18 protein-coding genes are annotated in these 17,566 nt (G+C 55.2%); 9 read left to right on the forward strand and 9 right to left on the reverse strand.

Annotation, left to right across the window (positions count from 1 at the left end):
* The first annotated feature begins 77 nt into the window (after window positions 1–77).
* From BUE18_RS09745 to BUE18_RS09780, 8 genes are all read left to right on the forward strand, one after another.
* Window positions 78–1,346, forward strand: a complete 1,269-nt coding sequence (locus BUE18_RS09745) for a 4Fe-4S dicluster domain-containing protein (protein ID WP_139264665.1) — start codon at window positions 78–80, stop codon at window positions 1,344–1,346.
* Complete coding sequence (locus tag BUE18_RS09750; protein WP_073475251.1) at window positions 1,347–2,336, forward strand: RnfABCDGE type electron transport complex subunit D; 990 nt, start codon at window positions 1,347–1,349, stop codon at window positions 2,334–2,336. It abuts the gene before it with no gap.
* Window positions 2,329–2,925: an RnfABCDGE type electron transport complex subunit G gene (rnfG, locus tag BUE18_RS09755; RefSeq protein ID WP_073475253.1), complete on the forward strand. Its 597-nt coding sequence runs from the start codon at window positions 2,329–2,331 to the stop codon at window positions 2,923–2,925. The genes BUE18_RS09750 and rnfG overlap by 8 nt, the downstream gene beginning before the upstream one ends.
* An 18-nt stretch (window positions 2,926–2,943) precedes the next feature.
* A complete protein-coding gene (gene rsxE / locus BUE18_RS09760; protein ID WP_073475255.1) occupies window positions 2,944–3,555 on the forward strand; it encodes an electron transport complex subunit RsxE in 612 nt (203 codons plus the stop codon).
* 45 nt (window positions 3,556–3,600) lie between these two features.
* A complete protein-coding gene (locus BUE18_RS09765; RefSeq protein WP_073475256.1) occupies window positions 3,601–4,176 on the forward strand; it encodes an electron transport complex protein RnfA in 576 nt (191 codons plus the stop codon).
* A gap of 258 nt (window positions 4,177–4,434) precedes the next feature.
* Window positions 4,435–5,280: a sulfide/dihydroorotate dehydrogenase-like FAD/NAD-binding protein gene (locus tag BUE18_RS09770; protein ID WP_073475258.1), complete on the forward strand. Its 846-nt coding sequence runs from the start codon at window positions 4,435–4,437 to the stop codon at window positions 5,278–5,280.
* 65 nt (window positions 5,281–5,345) lie between these two features.
* Window positions 5,346–6,749 carry an NADPH-dependent glutamate synthase gene (gltA, locus tag BUE18_RS09775; RefSeq protein WP_073475260.1) on the forward strand — a complete coding sequence of 468 codons (1,404 nt, stop codon included), beginning with the start codon at window positions 5,346–5,348 and terminating at the stop codon, window positions 6,747–6,749.
* Window positions 6,750–6,908: 159 nt separating this feature from the next.
* Window positions 6,909–7,394 carry a TIGR00725 family protein gene (locus BUE18_RS09780; protein WP_073475261.1) on the forward strand — a complete coding sequence of 162 codons (486 nt, stop codon included), beginning with the start codon at window positions 6,909–6,911 and terminating at the stop codon, window positions 7,392–7,394.
* Between the two features lie 155 nt (window positions 7,395–7,549).
* On the opposite strand, the gene BUE18_RS09785 is transcribed toward BUE18_RS09780, so the two are convergent.
* From BUE18_RS09785 to BUE18_RS09825, 9 genes are all read right to left on the reverse strand, one after another.
* On the reverse strand, window positions 7,550–8,830 hold the full coding sequence (locus BUE18_RS09785; protein ID WP_244549302.1) for an ATP-binding protein: 1,281 nt from the start codon (window positions 8,828–8,830) through the stop codon (window positions 7,550–7,552).
* Window positions 8,831–9,072: 242 nt separating this feature from the next.
* Window positions 9,073–10,377 (reverse strand): GMC family oxidoreductase N-terminal domain-containing protein, encoded by a 1,305-nt coding sequence (locus BUE18_RS09790; RefSeq protein WP_073475265.1) that lies wholly within the window; start codon window positions 10,375–10,377, stop codon window positions 9,073–9,075.
* A 22-nt stretch (window positions 10,378–10,399) separates the two neighbouring features.
* Window positions 10,400–11,362 carry a 4Fe-4S binding protein gene (locus tag BUE18_RS09795; RefSeq protein WP_073475267.1) on the reverse strand — a complete coding sequence of 321 codons (963 nt, stop codon included), beginning with the start codon at window positions 11,360–11,362 and terminating at the stop codon, window positions 10,400–10,402.
* Window positions 11,363–11,399: 37 nt separating this feature from the next.
* Window positions 11,400–12,005, reverse strand: a complete 606-nt coding sequence (locus BUE18_RS09800; RefSeq protein ID WP_073475269.1) for a TetR/AcrR family transcriptional regulator — start codon at window positions 12,003–12,005, stop codon at window positions 11,400–11,402.
* A gap of 168 nt (window positions 12,006–12,173) precedes the next feature.
* Complete coding sequence (locus BUE18_RS09805) at window positions 12,174–13,319, reverse strand: SPOR domain-containing protein (protein ID WP_170868318.1); 1,146 nt, start codon at window positions 13,317–13,319, stop codon at window positions 12,174–12,176.
* 40 nt (window positions 13,320–13,359) lie between these two features.
* Complete coding sequence (locus tag BUE18_RS09810; protein ID WP_073475272.1) at window positions 13,360–13,773, reverse strand: hypothetical protein; 414 nt, start codon at window positions 13,771–13,773, stop codon at window positions 13,360–13,362.
* A gap of 35 nt (window positions 13,774–13,808) precedes the next feature.
* Entirely contained in the window at window positions 13,809–14,738 is a 930-nt protein-coding gene (locus BUE18_RS09815) for a helix-turn-helix transcriptional regulator (protein WP_073475274.1), read from the reverse strand.
* A 15-nt stretch (window positions 14,739–14,753) separates the two neighbouring features.
* The gene (locus tag BUE18_RS09820) at window positions 14,754–15,584 is read right to left on the reverse strand and encodes a trypsin-like serine peptidase (protein ID WP_170868319.1); all 831 of its coding nucleotides are present in this window, start codon (window positions 15,582–15,584) and stop codon (window positions 14,754–14,756) included.
* Window positions 15,585–15,683: 99 nt separating this feature from the next.
* On the reverse strand, window positions 15,684–16,628 hold the full coding sequence (locus BUE18_RS09825) for a hypothetical protein (RefSeq protein WP_073475278.1): 945 nt from the start codon (window positions 16,626–16,628) through the stop codon (window positions 15,684–15,686).
* Window positions 16,629–16,805: 177 nt separating this feature from the next.
* Here BUE18_RS09825 and BUE18_RS09830 point away from each other — a divergent pair, with 177 nt between their 5' ends.
* Window positions 16,806–17,561, forward strand: coding sequence for an ATP-binding protein (locus tag BUE18_RS09830; RefSeq protein WP_083610910.1), 756 nt, complete (start codon window positions 16,806–16,808; stop codon window positions 17,559–17,561).
* Window positions 17,562–17,566: the final 5 nt, after the last annotated feature.

Here is a 17,566-nt window from a genome sequence, read left to right on the forward strand (position 1 = left end):
GCCGGCGGTGCAGACTGAATTTCATAATAAGTAACGCATTTGCGCATATATTGTAAAAACCAAAAAGGGTAACACCGATGAAACGAAGATCGTTTTTAGGACTGGTTAAACCAACGTTGGAATACACAACGCTGGCGGCCCTGTCTTCAATCCCGCTGAAAAAGGTCCCTGCCTCAAAAACTGCAACGTTCATGGTTCCCGGAACCATGGAAGGTACAGACCTTTTGGCTCTTAAGGTCGGTGATGAGGTGAAGGCAGGACAAGCATTGGCGCCCATCGCGGATAGCGATGACTACGCCATTTCAACTATCGCCGGAAAGGTGACGGCCCTGGAGCCTTTTACGGACGCGCATTCCAATGCCTTCATTGCCGTCACCGTGGAAGCGGCTGATGACCAGGAGTGGGCGGATTCCCTGGGCTCCGACCCGGATTTGGCGGCCGTAGCGGCGAACCTGCAAAACGGCCCGGGGGCTCTTTGCCTCAAGCCCGTTTTGGACCCGGAAACCAACATCAACACAATCCTGGTGCTTGGCATGGATCAGGACCTGATGACCACTGCGGTGCAATATGCGGTCAAAACCAGGGGGGCGTATCTGGCCAAGGGGATCGAGACTCTCAAGAAGATCACGGGCGTTTCCGAAATCATCCTGGTCGTGCCTTCCGATCTGACCGGCAACGTCCAGGGCTGTAAATGCACCATCAAGGAAGTGGGCGCCTCCTATCCTTCCGCCAATCCCAAACTGGTCATGCACAACATCGTGGGAAAAACCGTTCCGGCTGGCAAGACCCTGGAAGACATGGGCGTCCTCTGCCTTTCCGCGGAAGCGGTCGCCGCTCTGGGCGAATCCTGCGAGACCGGCAAGCCCTGCGTCAACAAGATCGTGACTCTTGTCGCCAAGGATGGAGAGGCTTTGAACGTCCAGGTTCCCGTGGGAACGCCTATCCAGGACGTGCTGGACGTCAAGCGCATTGCGCTTAATGACGGGGACAGGCTGATCCTGGGCGGACCCATGACCGGCGTTGCAACCTACTCCACTTCTCTGCCGGTTCTTCCCGGCACGGACGCAATCATGGTGCAGGACGGCGCCAAGCTGCCTGAAATCGAAGACGCTTCTTGCGTCAATTGCGGAGAATGCATCAAGGTCTGCCCCGCCAAAGTGCCTGTCAACATGCTGGTGCGCTTTCTCGAAAACCAACTCTACGTGGATGCAGCCGAAAAGTACGACCTGCTCTCCTGCGTGGATTGCGGGTTCTGCAGCTTTGTCTGCCCCGCAAGAATACCCATTTATCAGTACATTGGGCTGGCCAAGTTCGAACTGAGCCGGATGGCCCCGGAGGCGGAATAGATGGAAACTAATAAAAAATTTGTGGTATCCTACGCGCCCCATTGCCATAACGGGGACCGGATATCCAAGAAAAGCTATAACATGATGTTGGCGGCGCTCCCGGCGGTGTTCTTCGGGATACTGCAATACGGCGTCGCAGCCCTTAGCGTGATCTGCCTGTGCGTCTCCACCGCCATGGCATGGGAACTGCTTTTCAACCGGATTATGAAGCAGCCCCCCACCATCGGCGACGGAAACGCGGCCCTGACCGGCCTGATTCTTGGCATGCTCATGCCGCCGGTCGTCCCCTGGTGGGTAATCTTCACCATGACCTTTGTGACGATCCTGCTCGGAAAAGTGGTTTACGGCGGAATGGGCGGCAACCCGTTCAATCCCGTTGTTCTGGGCTACGCCATAACAAGGCTGTCCTGGGGCGTATTTCTGGATGTGGACGCCTCCCTGGCGCCCGGCTATATTTTCGATTTCAATATGGCCAACCCCATTGTCGCCATTAAATCCGCAGTATGGACCGGCGCCGGCGCGGACGCCGCTGCGGCGTTCCCCCCCCAAGTTCTTCTTTTGGGGCAGCATTGCGCATCCATCGGAACCATGTTCGGCCTGGGCCTGATTGTGGGCGGTCTTTATCTGATCGTCCGCGGCTACCTCCGCTGGGAGCTCTGCCTGTCCTACCTGGCGGGCGTCATCGTCACCGCGGCCCTGTTCTCCGCATTCGGTCCCGAGGGAAAATACGCAGGCGCCGCTTTCCACGTGCTGACGGGCTTCACCCTCATTGCCGCTTTCTTTTTCATGGCCGAAGACTCCTCCACGCCGGTCAACCTCATACCCATGTTGATCTACGGCATTGGCGCCGGGGTGTTGACCGTACTTATCAGAAACATCGGAGCATATCCGGACGGCGTGATTTACGCCTTCCTGCTCATGAATATCCTCAACCCCCTGTTGGATAACATCCGGCCCAAGGCGTTGGGAAAGGTGGTGGAAAATGAATGATATGGTTAAGATGGTGGTGGTCCTCACCTTGCTGGCGGCTGCTTCCGGCTTTCTGCTCTCTTTTGCGGAGCAAAAAACGGCCCCTCTCATAGAAATGCAGGTGCTGAACAACGAGCAGTGGCCGACGCTTCAGACTATTTTTAAAGACGCGGACAACCTGGACACCCTGGTGGACCAGCGTTTCAAGATCGATTTGGGGGACGACGAAAATGTAACGATCTTCCCTGGCGTTTATAATGGAGAACCCAAGGCGGTGGCTTTTGAGGCCAAAAGCACGGGTTTTGGCGGCCCCCTGGGCGTCATGGTGGCCGTCAACCTGGACACCGACGAGATGGTCGCCATCGGCGTGACCGTCAGTCAGGAAACCCCCGGCTTCGGCTCCAGAGCCAAGGACGAACCTGATCTGGCCAACCAGTTTAAGGGCTTGGGCTTGTTGCAGTCCTTTTCCGTCAAGGCGGACGGCGGCGACATAGACGCCATTACCGGAGCAACGGTAACCTCCAGGGCTGTTTGCGCTGCAGTTACCTCCGCCGGCGAGACCTACAAATCCATTAAGCCTGAAATTCTTGAAAAAGTGAAGGCGATATAAGGATAGGAGATCAATACCATGGCTAAAACACTGACTCAGGAATTCACCAAAGGCTTATGGCAGGAGATTCCGCCTTTCAGGCTTGTGTTGGGCCTCTGTCCCGCTCTCGGCGTCACAACCACCGTGCAAAACGGCGTTGGCATGGGCTTGGCCACCACCTTCGTGCTGGTTTGCGCCAACCTGCTGGTTTCCGTGCTGCGCAAAGTGATTCCGGCCAAAGTGCGCATCGCCTGCTTTATCGTGGTTATCGCCACCTTCGTCACCTTGGTTGGAATGCTCATGCAGGCCTTCACCTATCCGCTATACGGCATGCTCGGCATCTTTATCCCTCTGATCGTCGTCAATTGCATTGTGCTGGGGCGCGCCGAAGCATTTGCGTATAAAAATCCCGTGCTTCCCAGCATCGCGGACGGATTGGGAATCGGCCTGGGCTTCACCATGGCCCTGGGCGCTTTGGGCGCTGTCAGGGAAGTGATCGGAACCGGTTGCTTCACCGTCCCCTTCGGCCCCACCCTGACCATACTTTCGGCGGATTGGTACACGCCGTTTGCTTTCATGGTCCAGGCTCCGGGCGCGTTCATCGGACTGGGACTTATGCTTTGCCTCATGAACCTGGTACCCAGCAAATAGGCGGGAATTCAAGCCGTAGCGGCGGAAGCCGCAGGAGACGTAACAATGGGCGATATCATAGTTCTTATAATTAGCTGCATCTTTGTTAACAACATTCTTCTGGCCCAGTTCTTGGGCAACTGCCCCTTCCTGGGAACCTCCAAAAAACTGGAGACGGCCCTGGGCATGGCCATGGCAGTTATCTTCGTCCTGGTTATGGCGGGCGCCATCACCTGGATTGTCCAGTACTTCATCCTTGATAAGTTCAAGCTGGAATATCTGCAAACCATCGCTTTTATTCTGGTTATTGCATCTTTGGTTCAGTTTGTGGAAATGTTCCTCAAAAAGAGCATCCCCGGCCTCTACGCCGGCCTGGGCATCTTCCTGCCCCTGATCACCACGAACTGCGCCGTGTTCGGCGTCTGCATCATCAACATGAAAGAGGGCTACGGCTTCCTGGAAACCCTGGTGTCCTCCTTTGCTTACGCCGCCGGCTTTGGTCTGGCTCTGATCCTGTTCGCAGGCGTCAGAGAGCGCATCATCCTCGCCAGGGTGCCCAAACCCCTGCAGGATACGTCCATCGGTCTTATCACTGCGGGCGTGCTGGCTTTGGCTTTCATGGGATTCAAGGGAATGGTCTAGTTAGTCAGACTAAATTCTGTTTACCACCTTGTTGTCTCAATAAGGTTTCTAAAGCATGCCCACACGGCCTATAGGCCATGTGGGCTGTTTTGGTTCTTCGCCAAGGAAATGTTTCACTTGGCGCATAATATAACTTTCGGTTCCGCGGTAAGTTGCCTGAACACCCGGTTTTTTGTTTCAAAACCATGCCTTTTGTTTCAAGTAAGGCGTCAAGTGAATACATGGCAAGCCCGGGAACCCCCTATCCGGAGGTTTTCGATGTTTAAAATTTTATCAAGACGGGAAATGGCCCAGGGAACTGTGGTCGAAAACGTTATCGAGGCCCCGCAAATTGCAAAAAAAGCCAAACCCGGCCAGTTTGTGATTCTGCGCGTGAATGAGACAGGGGAAAGAATTCCTCTGACCATGGCCAACACCGACCCTGAAAGGGGAACCATCACCTTGATTTATCAGATTGTCGGCAAAACCACCTCTCTGATGAAGACCCTGCAGGTCGGGGACGCTCTCATGGACATCGCCGGACCTTTGGGCAAGCCCACCCATATTGACAATATCGGCACCGTGGTTTGCATCGGCGGCGGCACCGGCGTGGCAGTGCTCCATCCCATCACCCGCGGTTTCAAGGAGATGGGCAACAAGGTCATCGGCATCATTGGCGCCCGCAACAAAGAGCTGCTGATCATGGAAGATGAAATGAAAGCCGCTTCCACCGAGTTTGAAGTATGCACGGACGACGGATCCTGCGGCTATCATGGCTTTGGAACGGACCTTTTGAAAAAAAGGCTGGAGAGCGAGAAAGTCGACCTGGTCGTCGGCATCGGCCCCGTGCCCATGATGAAGTTCGTGTGCTCCGTGACCAAGCAATACGATGTGCCTACCCTGGTCAGCCTGAACGCCATTATGGTGGACGGCACCGGCATGTGCGGCTGCTGCCGCGTTTCCGTTGGCGGAGACACCAAGTTCGCTTGTGTGGATGGCCCCGAGTTTGACGGCCACAAAGTGGACTTCGACGGACTTTCCCAGCGCCTCGCAGGCTACATGGCTGAAGAAAAGGTCTCCATGGACCGTTTCACGGCGTCCTGCAACTGCTCCTGCAAGGAATAGGTTTTATTGCATCCAGGCAAAAACGCATTTACTAAACCCATCGGCTCAAAAGAGAGGGTGTTATAATGGCAGAAAAACAAGAAAAGGTCCCCAGGCAGCCAATGCCCGAGCAGGATCCTAAAGTTCGGGCAAGAAATTTCGAAGAAGTTCCTTACGGCTACTCAGAAGAAACAGCCATGCTGGAGGCTTCCAGGTGCATTCAATGTAAGAATCCCGGTTGCCGTCAGGGCTGCCCCGTGGGCATCGATATCCCCGGATTCATCAAGCAGATCGCCAAGGGCGACTTCGCCGCCGGCATCGCAAAAATCAAGGAAACCAACGCTCTGCCCGCAGTATGCGGCCGCGTTTGCCCCCAGGAAGTGCAATGCGAAGCCAAGTGCATCCTGGGCAAAAAGGGTGAACCTGTCGCCATCGGGCGTCTGGAACGCTTTTTGGCGGACTGGGAGCGCAAGGAAGGCGCTGTCAAGATTCCCGAGAAAAAACCCGCCACCGGCAAGAAAGTCGCCGTCATCGGCTCCGGCCCCTCCGGCCTCACCGTGGCGGGCGACCTGATCCTGAACGGGCACGACGTCACCGTGTTCGAGGCTTTCCATAAACCCGGCGGCGTGCTTTTGTACGGCATTCCCGAATTCCGCCTGCCCAAGGAAATCCTGTTTGCGGAAATCAATTACATGGAACGCCTGGGCGTCAAGTTTGAGTGCAACCAGGTCATGGGCGCCATCAAGTCCCTGGAGGAATTGTTCGAAGAAGGCTTCGACGCCATCTACGTGGCCGTCGGCGCAGGCCTGCCTTACTTCCTGGGCATCCCCGGCGAAAACCTCATCGGCGTATACTCCGCCAATGAGTACCTGACCCGTTCCAACCTCATGAAGGCTTACCTCTTCCCGGAATACGATACGCCTATCGTCATCGGCAAGAACGTGGTCGTCATCGGCGCCGGAAACGTGGCCATGGACTCCGCCCGCACGGCCATGCGCCTGGGCGCGGAAACCGTCAAGATCGTGTATCGCCGCTCCCGCGAGGAAATGCCCGCCCGCGGCGAGGAAATCCATCACGCCGAGGAAGAAGGAATTGAACTCTTCCTGCTGACCGCTCCCTTGTCCTTCTCCGGCGACGACAACGGCAGGCTCACCACCATGCATTGCCAGAAAATGGAATTGGGCGAAGCAGACGCCTCCGGACGCCGCCGCCCCGTTCCCATCGAAGGCTCTGAGTTCGATCTGGAATGCGACCTGGCGGTCATCTCCGTGGGCGCCGGCGCCAACCCGCTGCTCACCTCCACCACCCCGGCCCTGGAACTGAACAAACGGGGCTACATCGTGGCAGACCCCAACACGGGCAAAACCACCATGAAGGGCGTGTGGGCCGGCGGCGATATCGTCACCGGTATGGCTACGGTCATCATGGCCATGGGCGCAGGCCGCGCCGCAGCCAACTCCATGGAAGACTACCTTAAGCTGGGCTGGTAAGGCTCCAAGGATTCTGTATTGATATCAAGGCAGGGCTTCTAAAAGGAGGCCCTGCCTTTTTACCATTAATGGGGTCAAGTCTACGTTTGACGTTTGAGAACCAAAATACAAGGCCAAACGTCAAACGTAGACTTGACCCCCTATCCGGAGGGGCAAACCATGATCGTTATCGGCGTGATGGGCGGAGGCAGTGCAACGGATAACAGCGAGGCCCAGGCCTATGAGTTGGGCAAACTCATCGCCCGGGAAGGCTGGGCGCTTCTAAACGGCGGAAGGGCCGCCGGGGTTATGGACGCTTCCGCCAAGGGCGCCAAAGAAGCCGGAGGCCTGACCATCGGCGTGCTGCCGGACACAGATGCATCCCAGACCTCCCGATACATAGACATACCGATCCTCACCGGCATGAACGCCGCCCGAAATTACATCAATGTCCTGTCCTCCCAAGTGGTGGTGGCCTGTCCTGGCGCCGCAGGCACTCTTTCTGAAATCGCCCTGGCCATAAAAAGCCAGCGTCCGGTTATTTGCATGGGCTGGGATCCCGGCCCGGTAGTGGCGAACATGGCGAAATCAGGCATGTTTATTCTGGTTAAAAATCCCGGAGAAGCAGTTGTTGAGATAAAGCGTCTATTAAGAGATTTGCCATAATAATAAGCTGTTAATTTTACATGATAAATTTTTGTATTGAGGCTCAATTTAAAAAGTTCACCTAAGGCGCTAAAGTAGAAAAAAAAGCCGGAACAGGCTGATTTATTTTTCTTTTAAGCCATGGGAAGGGTTTGTTTGGAGTAGTGAACGCGGGGTCACTGTCCGTGCTTCGTTAAAAATTCCAAAACGTCATTGTACTGGCCGGACTCATTAGCGCGCCCGGCGTATTTCCCGGCCGTGGTAAGCCACTCCATAATCGTGGGCATTACCTCTTTCAAGGCTGTCTGGAAAAACTCGCTGGTTAGAGGCCTTTCCTCCCCGGATGTTAAAGAGGCGTCAATAGCGAAGTCGCACGCGGTTTCCACCAAATTGCACAGATCCGCGCCCGAAAAACCTCCAGTAGCCTTTGCTAAAGCCTTGGGACTTAGGCTGTCAGCAACGGGCCGCTCCTTAAGGTGGATTTCTATAATCCGCTCCCTGGCTTCCCTGTCAGGTGGAGGGACAAATACCCTGTCAAACCTGCCTGGTCTGCAAAAGGCGGGATCAACGGCCCAGGGCGCGTTAGTGGCGCCTAAAACAAGCAAGCCCTGATTATTCTGAGAGTAACCGTCAAGCTCGTACAAAAACTGGCTGACCAAATTGGAGGAGGCTCCTTCACTGAAAAACCTCCTTTTGCCTCCAATCGCCTCCAACTCGTCAAAGAATATGACCGAAGGCGCTTCCAACCTGGCATTTTCAAAGATGGCGTTGAGCTTCCGCTCCGACTCCCCGACATACATGTCCAAAATGTCGGAAATCGCTACGCTGAAGAAGGCGGCCTGGCATTCTCCAGCCGTCGCCTTGGCTAACAGCGTCTTACCGCACCCCGGCGGTCCGTATAACAATATGCCGCCTCCGGCCTTTTTACGAAATTTTTGAAAGATGGCCGGTTTTTGAAAAGGCAGGATGATTTTTCGGCGGATTTGTTGCTTGATGCCGTCCAGGCCCCCCACATCCTCAAACGTAACGGGCTGCTCCGGGGGCGCCAATAACCGGTTCAACTCAGGTTCGTCCCCGTCTCCATTTGCCATGACGCGCAGATGGGTAACCTTGCCCTTGCCCGCACAAGTTTGTTCAACCGCTTTGGCCTCTAACAAAGCCTCAAAATGCAGGTCCTCCAAGGCGGAGTTTTTTTCTAAAGCGCTGGCGTAAAGATCCCGGGCCTCCTTCCGCCGGTCTAATTCAAGCAGCGCCCTGGCGCGCAGAACCAGGCAGCGGGGATCTCCGTCCAGGCATACCGATAAAGCCAGTTCCGGCGCTTTGCCCTTAAGGCACAACTTGGCGGCGTCCGCTTGCTCTTCCGGCGATAATCGCCCAAGACCGGCGTCCTGGTTTGCTAATAGTTCCAGGCCGGTTTGGTATTCCTCCAGCTCCAGGCAAGCTCTGACAATAGCCATTAAAAGGCCTTGGGCCCCAGGATCCGCATTATAAGAGGTTATCAGCGTCTTTAAAGTGGCGTGGTTCATTGCTGCTCATCGAATTTTCTAAGGTGATGTGATGGATGAGAAGCATTTACCACAGGATCGAATAAATTACAAGTTTAATCCTGGCTTTCTCGAGGTAAATAAAGAAGTTCTATCAGTTTTGATGCCTTTGGTTGAACAATTACTGCAAGCCAAGAGCACTTTGCTTTTACTGGCTAAATTGCATCAATCAAGCGGGTTTGCGCCAAACGCCTCCCAAACCCGATTAAGCTCCAAACCGGAGGCAGGCCGCAAGGTTCGGGAAACACGCTGGCGTCGCATACGAAACATTTTTTAATCCGGGTTTCCAAATCCTTGTCCACAACCTGGCCGATAGGCGCCGTTCCTCCCGGATGGGCGGCTCTGACCGGCGTGGAAACGATAGTTTCCGGTTTGCAGCCGGCTTGGGCCAGTATCTTGCGCGAAATTTCTATGCCCCGGTCGATCTTCTGTTGGTCTGCGGGCGTCAGAGGCTTGGAAAAGGTTTCGTCGGGATAGATGCGGCCGGATATTTCATCCTGGATTTTAATCATGACGCCCAGCATTTTGGAGTGGGACAAAGTTTTGGGAATATGCCCGGGTCCTTTATAGATCATTTGCAATAGAAACGTTGGCATGGGGTCCATAAGGTCGCCTATGATGATGCCGTCGTCCGAATTTTCCAGCTTGCCGCAGCACATGGGGATTTCCTTGCGCATATCCATGTCCGGGCCGTTATACACGCCGTAGGTGATGACCAGCGGATCCGCAAACAGCCCCTGGCCGGCGTTTTCTATCCCTGAGCGCTGCAGTACGACCGGCGTGCCAAGCCCCCCGCCGGCTATCACCACGGCTTTGGCTCTTACCGCCAACTCCCCTTCCGGGGTTTTGGCCAGGACTCCGGACGCCTTGCCGTTTTTTTCCATTATCCTGTCAACCCGCGCTTTGTTAATCAACCGGGCGCCGTTTTGAACGGCTTCCTCCACATAATCCCTGGCCGTCCATTTGGCCTTTTTCCTGCATCCGTACATGCATACAGGACAGGAAAGGTCGCATAAATCATGCCGGATAAATTTCTTCATGGGCTCCCACGGAATGTCCAGGTTATGAGCCGCCGTCATAAGGGCGCGGGCGCCGGGGCCGATATGGCTGTCAGGAAAAGCGGCTATTCCGATTTCCCTTGCCGCCTCCTCCATGAAAGGCGTCAGATCAACGCCGTACTTTTCAAGCAGCCACGAGGGCGCCGGAATGGCCGCTCCGCAAAAGAGCATGGAGCTTCCCCCGGTGGTCAGGGCGCGCAGCATGTTCAGGCCTTCCCTGGACCAGGTAAAGCCCATTTTCTCTACCATGGTGAAAGGCCCGGCCACGTTTCCCCGAACTTTATGATGAGCGCCTCGTTCCAGGATCACCACGCTTTTCCCTGCCAAAGAAAGCTCCCGGGCCACTGTGGCCCCTCCAGGTCCGGAACCCGCTATAACCACATCCGTCTCAATCGTTTTCATGCACCCCTCCTTGGTAGTCCCCCTATATGGTTTCCAGCGCGGATAGATCCAAAGGCTCCGGCTTGGAATAGTCCCTATTCAGGACAATGGCCCCTGACGGGCATTTGTCCGCGCATATGCCGCACCCAAGGCATCTGTCCGGCTCCACCACAGGCCGCCCATCCTCCATTTTCACCGCCAGAAAACCGCACGCCTCCACGCACTGGCCGCATCCCTGGCATTTATCAGGATCATGAACCGCCACGTATCCGGACGACTCCAGCATTTTCAGCTCCGGGTTGTCGCCCTGGAAAAAATCCCGAAACCAGCTCTGCGCCTGCATGCCGCCGCAGCAGCACAAACAGCAATTGCATATGGCGAACAGGCGGTCTCCCGCCGCGTCCTTAAAAAAGGCGTTGTGCACGTACCCGGCTTCATGCGCCTGCTGCAAAACCGCCAGGGCTTCCTCCTGGGTGACGTAGTGGATATTCAGCTTCTCCCTGCCGTGCTGCACCGCGTAAGTGGCGAAAGGCTCCCCCACAAACATGCACACATGGTAGGGCGTGCATGGATTCTCCCGCCGCACCCGGCATGCGCAATCCCCAACAGCCACAGAGTTGGGATTCTTTAGAACAATTTGGTTGACCATGTCGTAGGTTAAAACCCGTTTAGCCTGGTCCGGCTGCACGTGGACGTCCTGGTTCAGGGTAAGAATTTGGGCGGCGTGCTCGTGAGTCAGCACCTTGCCGTGATACCTTCTTGGAAGCCAGTTAAGCAGCCATTTGTATGCAGCGCTGTTATTTAAAAATATGGGAGACCGCTTCATGACATACGTGAGAACCACCGTCAAAACATGCACGTAGCGCCTTGTGTTTCCGTAGTAGATCACAGCATGAAGAAAATGCAGCGGCCGCCTCCAGCCATGCATCCTCCAAAAATCCCCGGGCCTTCCTGTATACTCTTCCTTCGCTTTCCCAGCCTTGGCTCCAAGTTTAGCCGCCTCCATAGTTTCCTCCCCCCAAAGTTTGCTTCACTCGCTCCTGTTAAGACTCTCCCTCTTGCCCGGCCAGCAGCACAATCGCCGAGCGAACCGCATCCCATATGGAATTGTCCTTGCTCAATACAGGTTCAATAGTCATCTGCAGGCTGATTCCATCCACTATGGCGGTGAGGACGGCAGCCATTCCCTTAAGGTTTTTCGCAGGCTGAATCGCCCCCTTTTGCTCCATGCCATCCAGCCCGTCAAGGATGGCCTGCCTGAACCTTGCATGAAACTCCCTGAGCAGCGTCATGGCCTCCGGCCCTTGCCGGACCAGGGTCCAACTTTCCATAAACAAGGTGAAAAAATATGGGTCCGACTCCAAGATAAACTGCAAGGCCTGAGTCAGGCCTGCGGCAAGATCAGAAAGATTTTCCGCTTTGCTGAAAATAGTGTTGGTGGCCTCCAGAATATCTTCCATGTTATGGCGAAAAACCTGCACAAGCAGATCTTCCTTGCTTTTAAAATGATAATGAAGCAGCCCTCGGCTGACTTCCGCCTTGGAGGCTATTTGGCTGATGGTCGCTGCTGTGTATCCTTCTTCGGCCAGGATGACCCTGGCTGCTTCCAGGATTTTCCGGATTTTGGCGTTTCCCTTGGGTTGGTTCATTCCGACCCCTCTCAACTAAAATATTGGCTGGACGTCCAGCCAGTTTCCGGGTCTAAAAAATATCGGCGGACCCACAGAAAAGAAAAAATTAATCGTTTGGACAAAAATACGGGAGACCCGTTCGATTGTCAATAAAAATCTGGATGGGGGCCGTTGCGGCCCGGATTCTTACTTGAGATCCATGGGGAAGATCGCAGTTGCGATGTTTTCCCTGGCGGTCAGATCTCCCGCTGCCGATTTGGCCGCCGTCTGGGTGGGGTAGTCGCCTATGAGCACCAAATGCCACACCCGGCCGGACGCGGAATTGATCACGTGGGTCCTGGCGGCGTATCCCTTGGACTTAAGAAAGGCCTCTTGCTTGCCTGCGTTGGCGAAGGACAAAAAAGCGCCCGCCTGAATGGAATACCCCCTGGGCGCCGTAGACGCCGCCGGAGTCTTTTTTGCGGATTTGACCCTCGCCGGTTGAGGCTGAGGCTTGGCCGCAACCTGCTGCGGTCTGGTCTCCGACTGCGCCGGCGCCGGAACTGCCTGGTTCGTTGCGGGAACGGGCAGGGGCGAGGCCTGAATAGGGTCTACCGCCCGGTCGGAGGTTACTCTTGGGGAGCGGCTTGTATTCATGGATACGGCCACTGGCTGCAAAGGCCCCTCCACTTTCTGAATGGTCCCGATGCGCCAGGGAAGTCCGGCTCTGTATCGGTTAAGCCTGTCATTATAGGCATTTAAAGTGTCTTGAGAGACTGAATCCTGAAGTTTGAGGCGTTTTATGGCCTCTTCCTGGCTGGCGACCGCTCGTCTGAAATCTCCAAGTTCGGCGTAGGCGGCTGCCAGGGTGTCGTAAAACAGCAGGTTGTCTTCCGCGGAAATGGCTCGCTTTGCTAGTTCCAGGGCTTTTTTTCCGTTGCGGTAGTCTTCCTTGGGGCAGGTGGCCAGGATCCATGCCAGTTGGTTTTGAGCCCATATGGCGTTGGAATCCAGGCTCATGGCCTTGCTGCAATCCGCCAGCGCTTTCGCCCAGTTGCCTTTATAGAACCAGGCCGCGCCCCGATTGGTATAGCCGTCTACGAAGTCCGGGTTGATTTCAATGGCCCTCCCGTAATCCTGGATGGCCAAATCCAATTCCCCTTTAATGCCGTAGACCAGCCCGCGGTTATTGTAGGCCTGCCAGTTTGCCGGATTGATTTCAAGCGCCCTGGTGAAGGAGTTGATGGCCTGATCGTAAAGCCCCTTTTCCAATTCCTCCAGCCCCGCCTCGGACCAGCTTTGGATTTTCCCCTGCACCGGCGCGGGGGCCGCTGCGAGCCCTATTACCGTCAATATCAGCGCCAACCTATAACCGAAGCTTTTTAACAACACCTTAAGATGACTTTTCCTTTATGCGTTTTTTAATATCATCGAGCACCTCAGAGATGCCTTCCTGCCTGTCCACCACCAGGGTTTTGTCCTCCCCGGCGCCCGAGCGCCTCGCCCTGGCTCGCGCCTCCTCTTCCTGTTTCGTTTTTTTCAAGGGGGTTGCCGCCCAACCGCCGTCGGACTTTTGAATCTCCCAGTTCTCCAAATCCACCTGAAGCCTGCGAACCTGGGGAAGCCGGGAGATCTCCCGGAAAAGAAGCTCTACGTTATTCGGCGTGAAGTCCCCCTCGGGATCCTTTTTCAAAATCCCCCACAAATGCACGGTGGAGCCGGAGCAGGAATAACTGATTTGCGTCAGATCCACAGCGTTGCGGACCAGGGAGGTCTTCACTTTTTGATTGATTTCATATCGGTTCAATCCATTGCACCTCGCAGCGGCGAAGTCGGGCCAAACTACTCTTTGGACCTACGGACAGGTTGAGGATAAACGATTTTGCCGCAAATGTCCAAACTATATCCGCCTAATTTTTCAGCAATCTTTCTAAACTCAGGCTCCTGGAGCAGGCCGAGGAATGATTGGACCCCTTTGTCGAAGAACCGGTCGCGCCCCACAAGCAGGTCAAAACGCTCCCATCGCAATGGGATGAAGCCCATTCCAAGCAGATTGGAAGCGGGCCGGATGGCAAGACCTGCGTCAGCATTGCCCGCCGCTATCTCCAGGGCGACCTCCAAATGACTCCTGCATTCATGATTGTAGCCCTTTAGTTTTTCCGGCTTGATTCCGGCGTTTTTCAGCTCCGAGTCAAAAAGCAGCCGGGTCCCCGTGCCAAGAGGCCGGTTGACTATCCGGACTCCGGATTTGCCCAGGTCCTTGATGCCTTGTATCTTTAAAGGATTGCCTTTGGCCACCACAATCCCTTGTTCGCGCATGGCGAAATTGATGACGGCCGGAGGATCGCCCCCAAATTTTTCAGGAACGAACTGAAAATTGTACTCGGACCCGTCCTCCTGCATGAGATGGCTTGCCGCCACATGGCAGAAGCCCTTGTTCAGGGCATTGATGCCGCCCATGCTTCCCACGTTGGCGAATACCGCCAGATAATCCTTGTGCGAGCGGTTGAAAAGGGCGAAGGTCCGCTCCAGTAAAAGATCGTTGCTTCCTGCAAAGACCAGCAGGCCGGAGGCTGTCACGTCCCCTCTGGGAGAAGGATTATTAATGATGTGCTTCTCCAGCCATTTTTCCACGAGTCGTTGGGGAAACTTCCATTTGCCCGTGATTTTGGTGGCTGGCAATCCCTTTTCCGAAATCAGCGTGTAAACCATTTTTTCGTTTACATCCAGGAACTCAGCAACCTGCTTAGTGCTTAAAAAAACATCCGCCATGCACTCCTCCTGCCGTTAAAGCCCTTCCAAGGTGAGATTGTCCGGAATCGTTTCTTCAAATTGAGTCACATCCTCTCTGGTGATCAATTTCAGGATGGCGTCCGCAGAGGCGACCCTGGCCAGTCCGGAATTCTCTTCAAAGATTACCCGCCGCCTTTTGGTCATTTCGCTGATGGCCGGCTCCAAATAGGGTATCAGGCCGTATACCAGCCCGACCAGCCGTTCCTCGTTAAGAAGCGGCGTGGTCAACGGGCCTCCCACTTTGATCGGCGGCGTGTATAGGACGGGCCCTCCGCTGTTGCCGGGAAAAACAAAGGCGTCGGCGATGATGCCTGTTTCGTCCGACCTTGCCACAATGCCGGACCTGGCTATGGCTTTGGAATTTCCAAACGACCGAAGCCCCAAAGGATATCCCAAAATCATGATGGAGGCCCCCGCCTGCACGTCCTCCTGATTTAAAAAAAGGCTCTGCGGAATGGCGGTGGCCTCAAAAGTATCCTTTACCACGACAAACCGGCAAGCCAGGTCGTCCGGGCCGGAGACAAACCACTTTCCCAACCCTCTCTCTTCCATGACTGCATCGCTGATCAGGGTGCTGTCCCCGCCCTGGATGTTAAACCGATAAGCCATGTGCGACCTGATTTCACGCTCTTCATTCAACACAACGTGTTTGGCTGTGATTAATAAAATATGCTTGTTTTCGGTGATCACCAAAAAACCCGTTCCAGCGGCCATGGGGTCCTTGTCCGGCTTGTCCAACTCGATGGAAACCACGGTGTCCAGCCATTTTTGGTTGAAAAACGAGGTGCGGTAATTGTCCTGCGCCTGCGCTGAACCTGCTAACATAAAAACTAATCCCAGGATGGACAATAGCGCTGTCCCTGAGCGACGAAAAATATACATAAATGACTCCAATAAAATGAATACAGGCCGGCGCCGCAAAAGCTATCTCCGAAGCCTGCGCCTTCCTTGGTCAAGCCTGAGAACAACCGCCCCGTCTATCAGGGCGAAGTCCGCGCGATTGGCTGTCTTCAACTCCCCGATCAGCTTGTAAAAGCCGACCGCTGTCATGGAAGACGCGTCCTCATCCCCGATGGTTTCATCGCCGGCGCCCGTCATTTTGTCAATATAACCCAGGCTGCGGCCTATGGATATGGCCGGCTTAATCCCTGAAGGCAAGGCTTCAATTTTTTTTGCCTTCACGTAAATGGGGACAGGCCCGCGAACCGTCCTCCGTAAAGCCGGGTCAAGAATAATGAGAACCTCAGCATTGGGCGTCCCATCCCGGTCCTCCCCGTATCCAGCCAGGGTGACCCAATGGCCTCCCACCCGGACGTAAGAGGAGGTTGTCCGGTCGAAATTGTACCAGCCGACGTTCAGCCAGACCGCGCCGGGGCCCGCCAGGCCTTTCTTGATCCAGTCAAGGTCCGGCTGGATAACGCCCGTATGAAAGGCCTTGGGGTGCTTGCGCCAACCCTGGTATTGGATGGCCGCCCAGTCGAAGCCGCGGTCTTCCAAATATTTTTGCAGGCCAATCATCACGTAGGTCGGGCTGGCGCCTTTACGGGGGTCGACTTTCATATACCGGTCGCTCCCCAAAAGGGCGGCCAGGCGGGCGTGGGTGATATCCTCCTGCCCGTGGTCTTCCGCTATGGCCGGGTAACCGTTCAGGAAAAACCACATGATCCCGTTGGAAACCGCTGCAGCCGCGCAATAGCCCCGCCCATCATAAGGCAGAAACCCCATGCCGTTGTGTTGGCCCAAATCAGGCATGCGCTCCACCTTGGATGTATAAACCAAGGAGCCCGCCCATGCGCTTGGAAGCAATCCCAGGCAGAGCGCCAGCGCGGCGAGGAGCGTTTGCCAATTTTTACCGGCTTTTTCTTTCATGACAGGGTATATCCATAGCACACAATTACCCGCAGCGGCAATATGTCTAAGCGATTGAAGGGCCTTGCCGCCTCCCCTGGTTTTCTTTTTTTCAGTTTGCCATTCCGTGAAATGGGTCCTATATTAATCCGTAGCAATATTTGTGAATTCCAACTGGATGCCAAGAAAGGACATGCCATGAAAATAGCTGTTAGCGGTAAAGGCGGCGTGGGAAAAACAACCTTCTCCGCGCTCCTCATAAGAACCCTTGACGAACAAGGGAAAAAAGTCCTGGCCATCGATGCGGACCCGGACGCCAACCTGGCCTCCGCCGTGGGCGTACCCGGCGCGGAAGACATCGTCCCCATCTCAGATATGAAAGAGCTGATTTACGAAAGAACCGAGGCGAAACCCGGCTCCGTGGGCGGCTTTTTTAAGCTCAACCCCAGGGTGGACGACTTGCCCGAAGCCCTCTCCGCCAAGCTGAACAACATCAAGCTCATGCGCCTGGGCGGCGTGAAAAAAGGGGGCGGCGGCTGCATCTGTCCGGAAAGCACCATGCTGAAAGCCCTGATCAACCATGTGATCCTGGCCAGGGATGAAGTGGTTATCCTGGACATGGAAGCCGGCATCGAGCATCTTGGCCGGGCCACGGCCATGGCGGTGGATAAATTGATCGTTGTTGTGGAGCCGGGAAGGCGCAGCATCGAGACGGCCAGGCATATCCGCCAGCTTGCTTCGGAAATCAAGCTCTCCCGCATTGCCGTGGTGGGCAATAAAATCCGCGGGGAAAAGGACAAGGAATTCCTGCAAAAGAACTTGCCGGACTTTGATTTCCTGGGATTCATCCCCTACGACGACGCCTTGATCGAGGCGGACCTGGACGGCAAGCCGCCTTTTGAAAAGGCCGATGACGCCAAAGCCGTCGTCAAAGGCATGCTGGACAAACTATAAAACCC

It is taken from the genome of Desulfatibacillum alkenivorans DSM 16219, assembly GCF_900142135.1.
GTDB lineage: Bacteria > Desulfobacterota > Desulfobacteria > Desulfobacterales > Desulfatibacillaceae > Desulfatibacillum > Desulfatibacillum alkenivorans.